Origin of the sequence: Bordetella pertussis 18323 (assembly GCF_000306945.1) — a bacterium.
In the GTDB taxonomy this organism is placed as follows: domain Bacteria; phylum Pseudomonadota; class Gammaproteobacteria; order Burkholderiales; family Burkholderiaceae_B; genus Bordetella; species Bordetella pertussis.
In genome coordinates this window covers 367,616-382,041 of sequence record NC_018518.1, presented here as the reverse complement: position 1 = coordinate 382,041, position 14,426 = coordinate 367,616, and the positions used below count along the sequence as shown (strand labels likewise).

At 67.1% G+C, this 14,426-nt stretch carries 11 protein-coding genes; 2 read left to right on the top strand and 9 right to left on the bottom strand.

All coding sequences use genetic code 11. The features are described from left to right. The first annotated feature begins 1 nt into the window (after position 1). Both BN118_RS01895 and BN118_RS01890 read left to right on the top strand, forming a co-directional pair. The gene (locus tag BN118_RS01895; RefSeq protein WP_010931393.1) at positions 2 to 907 is read left to right on the top strand and encodes an alpha/beta hydrolase family protein; all 906 of its coding nucleotides are present in this window, start codon (positions 2 to 4) and stop codon (positions 905 to 907) included. Positions 908 to 950: 43 nt separating this feature from the next. Beyond that, positions 951 to 2,084: a M20 family metallopeptidase gene (locus BN118_RS01890; RefSeq protein WP_014905456.1), complete on the top strand. Its 1,134-nt coding sequence runs from the start codon at positions 951 to 953 to the stop codon at positions 2,082 to 2,084. Positions 2,085 to 2,211: 127 nt separating this feature from the next. On the opposite strand, the gene BN118_RS01885 is transcribed toward BN118_RS01890, so the two are convergent. The 9 genes from BN118_RS01885 to atpA form a co-directional block, all read right to left on the bottom strand. Then, positions 2,212 to 3,162, bottom strand: a complete 951-nt coding sequence (locus tag BN118_RS01885) for an IS481-like element IS481 family transposase (protein WP_014905455.1) — start codon at positions 3,160 to 3,162, stop codon at positions 2,212 to 2,214. Between the two features lie 98 nt (positions 3,163 to 3,260). After that, positions 3,261 to 5,330 (bottom strand): UvrD-helicase domain-containing protein, encoded by a 2,070-nt coding sequence (locus BN118_RS01880; protein ID WP_014905454.1) that lies wholly within the window; start codon positions 5,328 to 5,330, stop codon positions 3,261 to 3,263. A 42-nt stretch (positions 5,331 to 5,372) separates the two neighbouring features. After that, positions 5,373 to 7,475 (bottom strand): primosomal protein N', encoded by a 2,103-nt coding sequence (locus BN118_RS01875; protein ID WP_019247688.1) that lies wholly within the window; start codon positions 7,473 to 7,475, stop codon positions 5,373 to 5,375. Between the two features lie 306 nt (positions 7,476 to 7,781). Beyond that, complete coding sequence (gene hemE, locus BN118_RS01870; protein WP_014905453.1) at positions 7,782 to 8,858, bottom strand: uroporphyrinogen decarboxylase; 1,077 nt, start codon at positions 8,856 to 8,858, stop codon at positions 7,782 to 7,784. 75 nt (positions 8,859 to 8,933) lie between these two features. Beyond that, positions 8,934 to 9,818 carry a hypothetical protein gene (locus BN118_RS01865; RefSeq protein ID WP_010931388.1) on the bottom strand — a complete coding sequence of 295 codons (885 nt, stop codon included), beginning with the start codon at positions 9,816 to 9,818 and terminating at the stop codon, positions 8,934 to 8,936. A gap of 182 nt (positions 9,819 to 10,000) precedes the next feature. Then, positions 10,001 to 10,423: a F0F1 ATP synthase subunit epsilon gene (locus BN118_RS01860; RefSeq protein WP_003815341.1), complete on the bottom strand. Its 423-nt coding sequence runs from the start codon at positions 10,421 to 10,423 to the stop codon at positions 10,001 to 10,003. A gap of 9 nt (positions 10,424 to 10,432) precedes the next feature. After that, the gene (atpD, locus tag BN118_RS01855) at positions 10,433 to 11,833 is read right to left on the bottom strand and encodes a F0F1 ATP synthase subunit beta (protein ID WP_010931387.1); all 1,401 of its coding nucleotides are present in this window, start codon (positions 11,831 to 11,833) and stop codon (positions 10,433 to 10,435) included. A 42-nt stretch (positions 11,834 to 11,875) separates the two neighbouring features. Beyond that, positions 11,876 to 12,781, bottom strand: a complete 906-nt coding sequence (gene atpG / locus BN118_RS01850; RefSeq protein WP_003817813.1) for a F0F1 ATP synthase subunit gamma — start codon at positions 12,779 to 12,781, stop codon at positions 11,876 to 11,878. Between the two features lie 98 nt (positions 12,782 to 12,879). Beyond that, a complete protein-coding gene (gene atpA / locus BN118_RS01845) occupies positions 12,880 to 14,421 on the bottom strand; it encodes a F0F1 ATP synthase subunit alpha (RefSeq protein ID WP_010931386.1) in 1,542 nt (513 codons plus the stop codon). Positions 14,422 to 14,426: the final 5 nt, after the last annotated feature.

Genomic DNA, 14,426 nt, shown 5'->3' with positions numbered 1-14,426 from the left:
AATGAAACCCGCCGACCTGACCAACGCCGACCGCATTGCCCTGGAACTGGGGCATGCGGGCCGCAACGCCATTCCTTACCTCGACGACGACCGCAACGCCGACCGTCCCTTCACGCTGAATACGTACCGCCCGTATGGCTACACCCCGGACCGGCCGGTCGTGGTGGTGCAGCACGGCGTGCTGCGCAACGGCGCCGACTACCGCGATTTCTGGATTCCCGCGGCCGACCGCCACAAGCTGCTGATCGTCGCGCCGACCTTCTCGGACGAAATCTGGCCGGGCGTCGAAAGCTACAACAATGGCCGCGCCTTCACCGCGGCCGGCAATCCGCGCCACGTCGACGGCTGGACCTACGCCCTGGTGGCGCGCGTGCTGGCCAACATCCGCGCCGCCGAGATCGCGGACTGCGAGCAGGTCTACCTATTCGGCCATTCGGCCGGCGGCCAGTTCGTGCACCGCCTGATGAGCAGCCAGCCGCATGCGCCGTTTCATGCCGTGACGGCCGCCAACCCGGGCTGGTACACCCTGCCCACCTTCGAGCACCGTTTCCCCGAAGGGCTGGACGGCGTGGGCCTGACCGAGGACCACCTGGCCCGGCTGCTGGCCTACCCCATGACCATCCTGGCCGGCGACCAGGACATCGCCACCGACGACCCCAACCTGCCGTCCGAACCGGCGGCGCTGCGCCAGGGGCCGCACCGCTATGCACGCGCCCGGCACTACTACGAAGCCGGCCGGCGCGCCGCCGCGCAACGCGGCCTGCCGTTCGGCTGGCAGCTGCAGGTCGTGCCGGGCATCGGCCACGACGGCCAGGCCATGTCGCAGGTGTGCGCCAGCCTCTGGTTCGACGGCCGCATGCCCGACGCAGCCGAACTGGCCCGCCTGGCCGGCTCGCAATCGGCCTGACCGCCGTCCCCTCCATCCTCCCTGCTGACTACACGCCCACGCCATGACGACCACGCTTCCCGACACCGACCAGCTCGTAGCTGGCATCCAGTCCTGGATTCAATGCGAATCCCCTTCGAACTCGCCAGCCGGCGTCACCGCCATGGCGCACCTGGCCGCCGAATACGCGCGCGCGGTCGGGCTGGCCGTGGAAATCCGTCCGCTGAACGCGGAGGTCGGCCCGCTGGTCCACGCCACCAATCGCGCTGCCGGCGATACGCGCCCCGGCGTGCTGATCCTCGGCCATATCGATACCGTGCATCCCATCGGCACGCTGCAGGACAACCCTTGCCGCATCGACGGCGACCGCCTGTACGGGCCGGGCAGCTATGACATGAAGGCCGGCATCTACCTGGCGCTGTCGGCCCTGCGCGGCCTGCCCAGCCCGGACGCCACCGCCCTGCCCGTCGATTTCCTGCTGGTGCCCGACGAGGAAACCGGCAGCCACGCCTCGCGCGAACACATCGAGCACTACGCGGCGCGCGCCAAGTACGCGCTGGTGTGCGAGCCGGCGCGCCCCAACGGCGGCAAGTGCGTGACCGCGCGCAAGGGCACCGGAATGCTGCGGCTGAACGTCAAGGGCCGTCCGGCGCATGCCGGCATGCAGCACGAGAAAGGCCGCAGCGCCATCCGCGAAATGGCGCACCAGGTGCTGGAACTCGAAAGCATGACCGACTACGAGCGCGGCATCACCGTCAGCGTGGGAACGATCGCCGGCGGCACGGTCACCAATACCGTGCCGGCCCAATGTCGTTGCGTGGTCGATTTCCGCGTGCCCGACATGGGCGCGACCGAAGACGTGCTGCGCCGCATGCGCAACCTGTGCGCCGTCGGCCCCGACATGGAACTGGACATCGACGTCGAGCTCAACCGCCCGCCCATGGTCAAGACCGAAGCCGCCAGCGCGCTGCTGCAACTGGCGCAGGATTTCGCCGCCCAGGCCGGCTTCGCGCTCGAAGACGCCCCCATGACCGGCGGCGGCAGCGACGCCAACTTCACCTCGGCCATGGGCGTGCCGACCCTGGACGGCCTGGGCGCCGACGGCGACGGCGCGCACACCCTCAACGAATACATCCTGGTGTCCACCCTGGCCGCGCGCATGCGGTTCTGGGAATTGCTGTTGAAAGAACTCCATTGACGGCGCGCCTGTCCCTGCACCAAGGGCGTGGGTGCCTGTCCCCGTGGGGACAGGCACCTTGTTCCCCCTCCGCAACGCCCGGGTGCCTGTCCCCGCGGGGACAGGCACCCCGCCAGCTCCCGCAGCGCTAGTTGTGAACTGTCAATAGGTTGTATTCGTCCAGGTTGAGTCTGGAGATGGGTACAGCGCGCCCGATGCCTTGGTGGGGTCGATGCCAGTTGTAGTGGTGTAGCCAGGATTTCATGGCATCGGCTCGGTGTTGGGAGTTCTGGTAGGTGTGAGCGTAAGCCCACTCACGCAAGGCCGACTGGATGAAGCGTTCGGCCTTGCCATTGGTCTGTGGGCGGTAAGGTCGGGTAAAGCGGTGCTTGATGCCCAGCTCATGGCACAGCGCGGCGAAGGCGCGGCTGCGAAAGGCCGAGCCATTGTCGGTGAGCAAGCGCTGGATGGTCACGCCCAGGCGCTGGTAGTAGGCCACTGCGTCCTTGAGGAACTGGACGGCGCTGGGGAAGCGCTCGTCGGGGTGGATGTCGGTGAAGGCCAAGCGGGCGTGGTCATCGATGGCCACGAAGACGAAGTCCCAGCCGGCCCCCTCAACGGTATCGCGTCGGTTGCCCGTGACCCGGTGGCCAGGGCGCTGGATACGTCCCAGCTTCTTGATGTCGATGTGCAGCAGATCGCCGGGGGCCTGATGCTCGTAGCGCACCACCGGCTCGGCCGGCTCCAGGTCGGCCAGGTGCGACAGACCGGCGCGGGCCAGGACGCGGCTGACGGTGCTGGCTGACACGCCCAGCGCCTGGGCGATGCGCGCTTGGGTCAGCCGCTTGCGGCGCAGCTCCACGATAGCCAGCGCCTTGGCCGGCGCAATCGCTCGGGGCGAGACCGTCGGGCGCGAGGACGCATCGGCCAAGCCCGCCTGGCCCTGAGCCAGGAAGCGGCCCAGCCATTTGCGCACAGTCGGCGCGGTGACCCCATAGGCGCGGGCCGCTTCAGGCACACAAACTTGATGGGCGATCAATTGCTGGACCATTTCGAGTCGACGTAGGAAGGTCAATCGGGCATGCTTATGGGTGTTCATCCGGCCGGGCTCCTTGAGTGAACTGGGGGGGTGGCGATTTCCAGTTTCTCAAATCCGGTTCGGATGAACCATGCATACAACCTATTGAATCTTCACAGCTAGTCCTTCTTCAGCAGCGCCTTCAGCATGCCCAGGCGCTCCTTGGGGCTCATGGCGCGCGTGGCTTCGTCTTCCTGCACTTTGGCGTCGCCCAGGCCCATCTCCTCGATGAAGCGCGAAGGCTCGCGCACCACGTCTTCGCGCGCGCGGCGGCGCTTCTTGCACCAGCTCAGGTTCAGGCTGCGCTGCGCTCGCGTGATGCCGACGTACATCAGCCGGCGTTCTTCCTGGATGCGCGTGGCCAGGGTCTCGGCGGCGCGCGCGGGGTCGCCGCTGTCCTCGTCGTCCTTGCCCAGGTGCGGCAGCAGGCCTTCCTCGACGCCAGCCAGGTAGACGTGCGGGTACTCCAGCCCCTTGGACGCGTGCAGGGTGGACAGCTTAACCGCGTCCGGCTCTTCCTCCTCGCCGCGCTCGAGCATGGTCACCAGCGCGACGTGCTGCACCAGGTCGAACAGCGTCATGCCGTCCTCCTCGGCCTTGCGCTTGAGCCAGCCCGTCAGCTCCAGCACGTTCTGCCAGCGCGTCTGCGCCGGCCGCTCTTCCAGCATGTCGTACAGGTAGCGTTCGTACTGGATGGCCGAGAGCAGGTCATCGAGGATCTGGCCGGCCGGCTCCGGCGCGCGCGCGGGCTGGCCTTCGACGCCCCGTCCGGCGCGCCACTGGATGCGCCGCACGAACTCGGCGAAGGTGCGCAACGGCTCCAGCTGGCGCGGCGCCAGCAGGCTCTCGAGCCCGGCCTCGTCCACCGCGGCCAGCAGCGAGCATTGGCGTTGCGCGGCGTATTGGCCCAGCGTCTGCAGGGTGCCCTGGCCGATGCCGCGCTTGGGCGTGGTCGCGGCACGGATGAAGGCAGGGTCGTCCTCGTCATTGGCGACCAGGCGCAGGTAGGCCAGGATGTCGCGCACCTCGGCCTTGTCGAAGAAGCTCTGGCCGCCCGAGATGGTGTACGGAATCTTGAGGTTGCGCAGCGCCTGCTCCAGCACGCGCGATTGATGATTGCTGCGATACAGAATGGCGAAGTCTTTCCATTGCGCCTGGCGCTCGAAGCGCGCCGCCGACACTTTCATCGCGATGGACTCGGCCTCGTGCTCGTCGCCGTTCATCGGCGAGACGATGATGGGCTCGCCATGGCCCAGGTCCGACCACAGCTTCTTCTCGAGCAGCTTGGGGTTGCGTTCGATCACGTTGTTGGCGGCGGCCAGGATGCGCTGCACCGAGCGGTAATTCTGCTCCAGCTTGATCAGCTTGAGATTGGGATAGTCGGTGGTCAGCTTGGCCAGGTTCTCGATGGTGGCGCCGCGCCACGCGTAGATGGCCTGGTCGTCGTCGCCCACTGCCGTGAACATGGCCCGTACGCCGGTAAGCAGCTGCACCAGGCGGTACTGGCAAACGTTGGTGTCCTGGTATTCGTCCACCAGCAGATAGCGCACGCGGTTCTGCCAGCGCGTGCGCACCTCTTTGTTGCGCTCGAGCAGTTCGGCGGGAATGCGGATCAGGTCGTCGAAATCCACCGCCTGGTATGCCGCCAGCGTCGCCGCGTAGCCGCGGTAGACGGTCACGGCCTCGACTTCGGTGGGCGTGATGGCGGCGGCGGCCGCCTGGTCCGGCGTAAGCAGGGCGTTCTTCCACAGCGAGATGATGGACTGCACCTCGCGCAGCCGGCCGCGGTCGGTGGTCGCCAGCAACTCCTGGATGATGCTCATGGCATCATCGGCGTCCAGGATGGAGAACTGGGGCTTGAGGCCGGCATGCGCGGCCTCTTCGCGCAGCAGCCGCACGCCCAGCGCATGGAAGGTGCTGATGGTCAGCCCCTTGGCCAGCTTCGGATCGACCAGGGTCTTGACGCGCTCGGCCATTTCGCGCGCGGCCTTGTTGGTGAAGGTCAGCGCCACGATGTTGCGGCCCATGTAGCCGCACTCGCGCAACAGATAGGCCATCTTCTGCGTGATGACGCGCGTCTTGCCGCTGCCCGCGCCGGCCAGCACCAGGCACGGCCCGTCCAGGTACAGCACGGCTTCTTTCTGGGAGGGATTCAGGCCACTGCCTATCGAGGTATCGCTTGCGGACATGTTCGGTCAGAGTACGGGTTCGAGCGCCGGCGCCGGCCCCGCTCAGATCTCCAGCGGATCGACTTCCAGTTGCCAGCGTACGCGCGCCTCGACGGCCAGTTGCGGCAGGCAGGCCGCCCAGGCCGTCAGGAAACCCTGCAGGGCGGGGCGGCTGGTGCTTTCTATCAGCAGCTGGGCACGCTCGACGTGGGCCACGCGCACAACGCGCAGCGGCACGGGATCGTAGAGTGTAATCGCGTCCACGCCGGGCCATGGCTCGCCCGTGGCCAGGTCGCGCGCGCGCTGCAGAAAGCCCTGCGCCACCGTCAGTTCGCGCGCCTCGGCGGTCAACAAAGCCTGATAGGCAAACGGGGGCAGCCCGGTGTCTTCGCGCTCCTGCAGGGCGTGGCGCGCAAAGCCGGCGTAATCGTGGCGCAACAGGGCCTGATAGACCGGTTGCTCGGGATAGCCGGTCTGGATCAGGACCTGCGCGCCGGCGGCATGGCGGCCCGCCCGCCCGGCCACCTGCATCAATTGGGCGAACAGGCGCTCGGGCGCGCGGAAGTCGTGCGCGAACAGCATGGAGTCGGCGTTGAGCACGCCCACCAGGCCGAGCCGCGCGAAGTCGTGTCCCTTGGCCACCATCTGCGTGCCGACCATGATGTCCACTTCGCCGGCATGCACGGCCGCGAACAGCGCCTGCGCACTGCCCTTGCGGCGCGTGCTGTCGGCGTCGATGCGCGCGATGCGCGCCTGCGGAAACCACTCGGCCAATTGCTCCTCGATGCGCTGCGTGCCGCGTCCCATGGGCTCGAGGTCCTGGTCGCCGCACTCCGGGCAGGCGCGCGGCACCGGCGCCTGGTAACCGCAGTGGTGGCACTGCAGGCGATAGCCGCCGGCGCCCGGGCCGCGGTGCAGCACCGTGAACGTCGAGCAGCGCGGGCAGTGGCTGACCCATGCGCACGACGCGCAATGCAGCACGGGCGCGTAGCCGCGCCGGTTGAGGAACACCAGCGACTGCTCGCCGCGTTCGAGCCGCTGGCCGATCGCCTCGATGAACTGCGGCGACAGACCCTGCTTGAGTTGCAGCCGGCGCGTGTCGATCAGGCGGATCTCCGGCAGGCTGCTGGCGCGCGCCCGGCCGGGCAGCGTCAGGCGCAGGTAGCGGCCGCGCTCGGCATGCTGCCAGCTTTCCAGCGACGGCGTGGCCGAACCCAGCACCACCGGGATATCCAGGTCGCGGGCGCGCCAGATGGCCAGGTCGCGCGCGGAATAGCGCAGGCCTTCCTGCTGCTTATAGGAAGGATCGTGCTCTTCGTCGACCACGATCAGGCCCAGTTCCGGCAGGGGCGCAAAAATCGACATGCGGGTGCCCAGCAGCAGGCGGGCCTGGCCGCGCTGCGCGCGCGCCCACGCCTGCACGCGCTCGCCATCGGCCAGCCCGCTGTGCAGGATGGCCACGCCCTGCGGCCCGACCAGCGCCTCCAGGCGTGCACGCAAGGCGCCTTCGAGCTGCGGCGTCAGGTTGATCTCGGGCACCATCAGCAGGACCTGCCGCCCGGCCTGCAAGACGCGCGCCGCCGCATGCAGGTACACCTCGGTCTTGCCGCTGCCGGTCACGCCGTGCAGCAGGACCGGCTGAAACGCCGACAGCGCGCCGATGGTGTCGACCGCCTCGCGTTGCGCTTCATTCAGTTCGGGCGCCTGGTCCGGCTCGGCCGCCACCGCTGCCGCGGCGCGCGGCTTGCGCGCGTCCAGGCGCGCCACGGGTCCCAGGCCGGAGCGCTTGCCCTGGTAAGCCGACGGTTTGCGCAGCGGCGGCGGCAGCACCGGCAGCATGACCTCGCCCAGCGGCCGCTGGTAGTAATCGGCCGCAAAGCGCGCCAGCCGCATCCAGTCGGCCGGCATCGGCGGCAGGTCTTCGAGCGGCTGCTCGACCTCGCGCACCTGCGCCGGGTCGATGGACGGCTGGCCGGGATGTTCGACCACCACCCCGACCAGCTTGCGCCGCCCGAACGGCACGATCACGCGCGCGCCCAGCGGCAATGGCGCTGCGCTGCGGTAATCGAACGGCCCCGGCAACGGGACGTCCAGCGCAACGCGCACCCAGACGCCCGCCGCGTCGGCGGCAGGCAAGGCGGGATCGGCGGAAGACGCGTCGCTCATACTTAAAGTGAATTCTGGATTCTGGCGCTAACCCTGCGGCGCCTCATAGTGATATCCACACAAGTTTCCAACCTGTGGATAACTTTGGGGAAAAAACGCTAACAAGGGTGTGAGCTTTCAGGGTCGTGCCTGCCTGGCTTGGTTTCGCGTCTGCAATAAGCTCATATTTTTCTTTTGTATTCATGAGCTTATATATATTTTCCAGACTACGAGGCAGGTTTTGGGGGTTTTCCCGAAACTTTGCGCTGCTGTGCACAACTCGGCACGGCAGCGCCTTCCCAGGCCGTTTGGAAGCGGAGCGCCCACTTACCCCGCATGCAGCGCGCGGCTGTAGGTGTGCACCTCGTCGACCAGCTCGCTGACCACCTCGGGCGGAGAGTATTGCGAGATGCCGTGCCCCAGGTTGAACACGTGGCCGCCCTTGCCGACCGGACCGAACGCGTCCAGCGTGCGCCGCGCCTCGGCGCGCACCGCCTGGGCGCCGCCGAACAAGGTCATGGGATCGAGGTTGCCCTGCAGCGCCACCGCGTCGGCCACCCGGCGGCGCGCCGCGCCCAGGTTGACCGTCCAGTCCAGGCCCACGGCATCGCAACCGCATGCGGCGATTTCCTCGAGCCACTGCCCGCCGCCCTTGGTGAACACGATGACCGGCACGCGGCGGCCTTCGCGCTCGCGCGTCAGGCCTTCCACCACGCGGCGCGTATAGGCCAGCGAAAACTGCTGGAACAGGCCGTCGGCCAGTACGCCGCCCCAGCTGTCGAACAGCATCACGGCCTGCGCGCCGGCATCGATCTGCGCATTGAGATAGTGGCGCGTGGCCTCGGCGTTGATCTCCAGGATGCGGTGCAGCAAATCGGGCCGGCCATACAGCATCGATTTGATCAGGCGATAGTCGTCGCTGCCGCGCCCTTCGGCCATGTAACAGGCGATCGTCCAGGGGCTGCCCGCAAAGCCGATCAGCGGCACGCGGCCGTCGAGTTCGCGGCGGATCGTGCGCACGGCGTCGAACACATAGCGCAAGCTGTCCATGTCGGGCACCGCCAGCTTCGCCACATCGGACTCATCGCGCACCGGATGCGCGAAACGCGGCCCTTCGCCAGGCGCGAAATCCAGGCCCAGGCCCATGGCGTGCGGCACGGTCAGGATATCGGAGAACAGGATGGCGGCATCCAGGGGGTAGCGCGCCAGCGGCTGCAGCGTGACTTCGCAGGCGTAGTCGGGATTTTGCGCGAGCCCCATGAACGAGCCCGCACGGGCCCGTGTGGCGTTGTATTCCGGCAGGTAACGGCCGGCCTGACGCATCAGCCAGATCGGCGTGTATGGTACGGGCTCGCGCAGCAGGGCGCGCAGGAACACATCGTTCTTCAAAGGGGCAACAGACACGACTATCCTTGGTGATCGGAAGCCGTGATTTTACTGCCCTGGCAATTTCCTGCCCGCGGGACGGGAAAGACTCGTTCAAGCCTCGTCGGCGGGGTCCCGCGGCGGAGCCGTTTCGTAGGGCCACGCGCCGGCCACGCCCTCGCGATAGGGCCGGGCATCGATGCCATGCTTACGCATCAGGGCCCAGAACGCGCGCCGGTGCTTGCAGGCGGCACGCGCCGCCTGGGCCACGTTGCCGCCGTGACGCGCCAGGGCCCCGCGCAAATAGGCGCGCTCGAACCGCCCCACCACCTGCGCCTTGGCCTGGCGGAAAGGCAGCTCTCGCTGTACCGCCATCCGGACGTCGCCCAGCGTCGCGGCATAGGGCGCGCGCGTCTGTGCAAGCATGCACGGCGCCGCTGCCGACGCATCGGCGGTTTCCGGCATGCCGGGCAGGCGATAGCCGCCGCCTTCGCCCGGATCTGCGGGCGCGTCGGGCCCGGGGCCGCCGCCAGGCTCGGCGCCCGGCACCGGCACGGCGGCCCGGGCGCCTGCCGCCGGCGGCGGGATGGCGCGCCAGGCGCGCGACGCCCTGACGCGCAGCTCCTCCAGGCAGGCCGGCACACGCAGGAAATCCCGCGCGCCCAGGTGCAGCAGGTCGGCGATGGCCGGCGCGGTCAGGTCGCGCACCAGTACCAGCACCGGGGTGCTTAGCGCCGGGCTGGCTTGCGCCAGCACGAGACGCGCCCACCCCAGCGTGGAGGCCTGCACGGGCAGCAGCAAGGCGTCGAAGCGGCGCAGGCTCATGGCGGCTTGCCCCAGGGCGAGCCCATCGCGCCCGCCCGACAGCAGCGGGTATTCGTGCAGGCGCAGGCGGTCGGCCAGGCGGGCCTCGGGGCCTCGCACGGCGGCCAGCCACGCGCCTACCCACGACGGCTGGTCGGGCATGACGAGTACGGCGCATTCCAGAAGTGCACGCATGGCATGGGCCTCATTCACGATGAACGAAGCCATAGCCTAACGCGTCGCGATGCGGCCCGGCCATTCGCAATCGCCACACTGTGGAGATTGCGCAGGCATGGGTCCGGGGATGCGCCAGAAACGACAAAGGCGACCGAAGTCGCCTTTGTCTGCCTGACGCGGCGGGCAATGCCCGCCGGCAATCAGTGCGTACGGCCTTGGCGCAGCTTGCGCGCGGCCACGGCCTGGGCGGCCAGCATGGCCAGCTCGGCTTCGACCACGGCGATGTCGGCCTTGTCCTTGGCGTTGCGCAAGGCCTCTTCGGCCTTCTCGCGCGCCGCCACGGCGCGGGCTTCATCCAGGTCGGCGGCCCGGATGGCCGTATCGGCCAACACGGTCACGCTGCCCGGCTGCACCTCGAGGATGCCCCCGGCGACGAAGATGTTTTCCTCGCCTTCGTCGGCACGGACGATCTTGACCGTCCCGGGGCGTATGCGCGAAATCAGCGGGGTGTGGCCGGGCAGAATGCCCAGCTCACCCGCCTCGCCAGGCAGCACCACGAACTTCGCCTCGCCGGTGAAGATCGCTTCCTCTGCGCTGACGACATCCACATGCAGGGTAGCCATATCGGATCCTTATTGGAGTTTCTTGGCCTTCTCGAAGGCCTCGTCGATCGTGCCGACCATGTAGAACGCCTGCTCGGGCAGCGCGTCGCACTCGCCGTCGACGATCATCTTGAAGCCACGGATCGTTTCGGCCAGCGACACGTACTTGCCCGGCGAGCCGGTGAACACTTCGGCCACGTAGAAGGGCTGCGACAGGAAGCGCTGGATCTTGCGCGCGCGGGCCACGGCCTGCTTGTCTTCCGGCGACAGTTCGTCCATGCCCAGAATCGCGATGATGTCGCGCAGTTCCTTGTAGCGCTGCAGCGTCTGCTGCACGCCACGGGCCACCTGGTAGTGCTCTTCGCCCACGACTTGCGGGTCGAGCTGGCGGCTGGAGGAATCCAGCGGGTCCACGGCGGGATAGATGCCCAGCGCAGCGATGTCACGCGACAGCACGACGGTCGAGTCCAAGTGCTGGAAGGTCGTGGCGGGCGACGGGTCGGTCAAGTCGTCGGCAGGCACGTACACGGCCTGGATCGAGGTGATCGAACCGGTCTTGGTCGAGGTGATGCGCTCTTGCAGCACGCCCATTTCCTCGGCCAGCGTAGGCTGGTAGCCCACCGCCGACGGCATACGGCCCAGCAGCGCCGACACTTCGGTACCGGCCAGGGTGTAGCGGTAGATGTTGTCGACGAAGAACAGGATGTCACGGCCTTCGTCGCGGAACTTCTCGGCCATGGTCAGGCCGGTCAGCGCCACGCGCAGGCGGTTGCCCGGGGGCTCGTTCATCTGGCCGAACACCATGGCCACCTTGTCCAGAACGTTCGACTCTTCCATTTCGTGGTAGAAGTCGTTGCCTTCGCGGGTACGCTCGCCCACGCCGGCGAACACCGACAAGCCGCTGTGCTGCTTGGCGATGTTGTTGATCAGTTCCATCATGTTGACGGTCTTGCCCACGCCGGCGCCGCCGAACAGGCCGACCTTGCCGCCCTTGGCGAACGGGCACACCAGGTCGATAACCTTGATGCCGGTTTCCAGCAGCTCGACCGACGGCGACAGCTCGTCGAAACGGGGCGCGGGCTGGTGGATGGCGCGCTTCTCGTCGGAGGCGATGGGACCGGCTTCGTCGATGGGACGGCCCAGCACGTCCATGATGCGGCCCAGGGTGCCGTGGCCCACGGGCACCGAGATCGGTGCGCCGGTGCCGGCCACTTGCATGCCGCGGCGCAGCCCGTCGCTGGAACCCAGCGCGATGGTACGCACCACGCCGTCGCCCAGCTGTTGTTGCACTTCCAGCGTCAAGCCCTTCTCGGCGAACGAGGAACCCTCGTCGACCAGGGTGAGCGCTTCGTAGATCTTGGGCATGTTATCGCGGGGGAACTGAATATCCACCACGGCGCCGATGCACTGAACGATGGTTCCGTTGCTCATGTCGATTCCTTGCTTGATAGCTTTTGTCGGAGTACTGCCGGGTTACACCGCGGCAGCGCCCCCTACGATTTCCGAAATTTCTTTGGTGATCGCGGCTTGACGGGTCTTGTTGTAGACCAGTTGCAAGTCACCGATGACCTTCTTCGCGTTGTCCGACGCGGACTTCATCGCCACCATTCGGGCCGACTGTTCCGACGCCATGTTCTCAGCCACGGCCTGGTACAACAGCCCTTCGACGTAACGCTGCAGCAGATCGTCGATCACGCTCTTGGCATCCGGCTCGTAGATGTAGTCCCAGCTGTAGTCCGACTTGATCTCGGCGGTCTTGGCCAGGGTCTCAACGCCCGATTGGAACGGATCGTCCAAACCATTGGACAACGGCAGCAAGCGCAGAAACACCGGCTCTTGCTTCATCGTGTTGACGAAGCGCGTGGTCGCCACGTACAGCGCGTCGATACGGCCTTCCAGGTAGTCGTCCAGCTGCACCTTGATGGCGCCCAGCAGGCGGTCGAGGTCGGGCTTGTCGCCCAGCTGCACTTCCTGGGACACCAGCTTGGCGCCAATACGCGTCAGCAGGCCCAGCCCCTTATTGCCGAAGGCCGTCGCCTGCACCTTGATGCTGCGCTGCTCGAATTCCTTCAGCTTGGACAGCGTCACGCGGCTGATGTTGGTGTTCAGGCCGCCGCACAAACCCTTGTCGGTCGTCACCAGCACCACGCCGACCGCCTTGACTTCGCGTTCGACCAGGTACGGGTGGCTGTACTCGGGATTGGCCTGCATCAGGTGCGCAGCAATCTCGCGCACCTTGGTGGCGTACGGACGACCCGCGCGCATCCGCTCCTGCGCCTTGCGCATCTTGGATGCGGCGACCATTTCCATCGCCTTGGTGATCTTGCGCGTGTTTTGCACGCTCTTGATCTTGGTTCGGATTTCCTTGATTCCGGGCATTGCGCTTTCCTGTTGAAACGGCTTGGCGGGTTCAGCCGGGCTGTCCCCGCCCTACCGTAGGATGGGCGGCACGCCCATCGCTACGCCAGACAGTTGCCTTAAAAAGCACCGTGCTTCTTGAAATCCTGGACCGCGGCAGCCAGTTCGGCTTCGTCGTCCTTGGACAGTTCCTTGGTGTCTTCGATGCGCTGGATCAAGGCGGCGTGCTTGGCCTTGAGGTGATCCTTCAGCGACTTTTCGAAGGCCAGGATCTGCGCCACGTCGACGTCGTCCAGGTAACCGTTGTTGACCGCGTACAGCGAGACGGCCAGCTCCCACACTTGCAGCGGCTGGTATTGCGGCTGCTTGAGCAGTTCCACCACGCGCTTGCCGCGCTCGAGCTGGCGACGGGTGGCGTCGTCCAGGTCGGAGGCAAACTGCGCGAAGGCAGCCAGTTCACGGTACTGGGCCAGGTCGGTACGGATACCGCCGGACAGCTTCTTGATGACCTTGGTCTGGGCGGCGCCACCGACGCGCGACACGGAAATACCGGCGTTGATGGCGGGACGCACGCCCGCGTTGAACAGGTCGGTTTCCAGGAAGATCTGGCCGTCGGTGATCGAGATCACGTTGGTCGGAACGAAGGCCGACACGTCGCCCGCCTGGGTTTCGATGATCGGCAGCGCGGTCAGCGAGCCGGTCTTGCCCTTGACGGCGCCGTTGGTGAACTTCTCGACGTATTCCTCGTTGACGCGCGCGGCGCGTTCGAGCAGGCGCGAGTGCAGGTAGAACACGTCGCCCGGATAGGCTTCGCGGCCCGGCGGGCGGCGCAGCAGCAGCGACACCTGGCGGTAGGCCCAGGCCTGCTTGGTCAGGTCGTCATAGACGATCAGGGCGTCTTCGCCGCGATCGCGGAAGTACTCGCCCATGGTGCAGCCGGCGTAGGCGGCCATGTACTGCATGGCGGCCGAGTCCGAAGCGGCGGCGGCGACCACGATGGTGTATTCCATCGCGCCGTGCTCTTCCAGCTTGCGCACCACGTTGTTGATCGTCGAAGCCTTCTGGCCGATGGCGACGTACACGCAGGTGACGCCCTTGCCCTTCTGGCTGATGATGGTGTCGACGGCCACGGCGGTCTTGCCGGTCTGGCGGTCGCCAATGATCAGTTCGCGCTGGCCACGGCCGATCGGCACCATCGAGTCGATGGCCTTGATACCGGTCTGCAGCGGTTGCGACACCGAGCGGCGGGCGATAACGCCAGGCGCCACTTTCTCGATGATGTCGGTCTGGGTGGTGTTGATCGGGCCTTTGCCGTCGATCGCGTCGCCCAGGGTATTGACCACACGGCCCTTCAGTTCGGGGCCGACCGGCACTTCGAGAATGCGGCCGGTCGTCTTGACCTGGTCGCCTTCGGACACGCCGGTGTAGTCGCCCAGAACAACGGCGCCAACGGAATCGCGCTCGAGGTTGAGCGCCACGCCGAACACGTTGTTCGGGAATTCGAGCATTTCGCCCTGCATCACGTCGGACAGGCCGTGGATGCGGGTGATACCGTCGGTCACGGAGACGACGGTACCCTGAGTACGAACATCAGTCGAAGCGCCCAGGCCCTCGATGCGGCTTTTGAGCAGTTCGCTGATCTCGGAGGGATTGAGTTGCATATTGA